This window comes from Methylophaga sp. UBA1464, from assembly GCF_002325665.1.
GTDB lineage: Bacteria > Pseudomonadota > Gammaproteobacteria > Nitrosococcales > Methylophagaceae > Methylophaga.
The window spans coordinates 45,032-45,988 of record NZ_DCSO01000053.1 but is presented as its reverse complement, the minus strand read 5'-3'; the positions used below and the strand labels follow the sequence as shown (position 1 = coordinate 45,988).

Below are 957 nucleotides of genomic sequence, written 5' to 3'. Positions count from 1 at the left end.
AACGTGATGCCGATAATGACAGTATCCTGATAGATCATTGGTGCCATATTAATACCCGCACCTGAGGTCCCTGAAACACTACCAAGCTCAGTATCATCCAGTTTGCTGACATCTTCCCTGATACCCGTGTTTTCCCCTATTACCTGATGATCCCAACGTTTTTTACCGGTTTTAGCGTCCAGAGCGATTAATCTCGCATCAATGGTGCCGGTAAATACCATGCCATTGGCAACGGCCACCCCACGATTAGCCGATCCGCAGCAAATAGGATAATCCTTGTCCAGATCATGCTGATAACGCCATAACTGCTTTCCATTGCCTGCATCCAGTGCGACCACGTCATTGAATGGCAGGGAAACGTACATTACGCCATCCTGGACTACCGGTGTTGCCTGAAAAGTATCGTTGATACCTGTATCAAACTCCCATGCTTCGACCAGGCCCGTCACATTACTTTTATTTATTTGTACCAACTGGCTATGACGCTGGTGCAGATCATTTCCACCATAGACCGGCCATTCATGTTCTGCAGCTAATAACGGAAAGGAAATACCCGCCAGCAACCCTCCCATCCAGATGAAGTCTTTTAAACGCATTTTCTTTTCTCTCTATAATTATTTTTTTGTCATGATAGCAATTAATAACGAACTGATATGCCTCATCATGATTGATGGATCTATTGATCCAGATCAATTCTGTGCCCGTTTACCCTACAGCAAATTATTGCTCCACCTACAATCAAACTATCAATAATTGGTGGATAGAGGTGCGGGATGCATAAAATACTGTTAGTGGGACTGTTCAGCATGCTGAATATATCTCCTGTTATGGCTGATCGTCTGGCAAATGAACCAATCAAACCCATCCAGACATTTATTATTACCGAACCGGATAAAGTTGAACTCGGGAAAAAACTTTTTTTTGACCCCAGACTCTCCCGCTCAGGGTTCATATCTT

At 43.9% G+C, this 957-nt stretch carries 1 protein-coding gene and 1 pseudogene; one reads left to right on the top strand and one right to left on the bottom strand.

The window, feature by feature from the left end; all coding sequences use genetic code 11:
* A partial coding sequence (locus tag B3O33_RS06605; RefSeq protein ID WP_292363237.1) for a PQQ-binding-like beta-propeller repeat protein occupies positions 1-596 on the bottom strand: 596 nt, incomplete at its 3' end.
* A gap of 177 nt (positions 597-773) precedes the next feature.
* On the opposite strand from B3O33_RS06605, the pseudogene B3O33_RS06600 reads away from it, so the two are divergent.
* Positions 774-957: pseudogene (locus B3O33_RS06600) on the top strand (cytochrome C biogenesis protein CcsA); the annotation flags it as partial.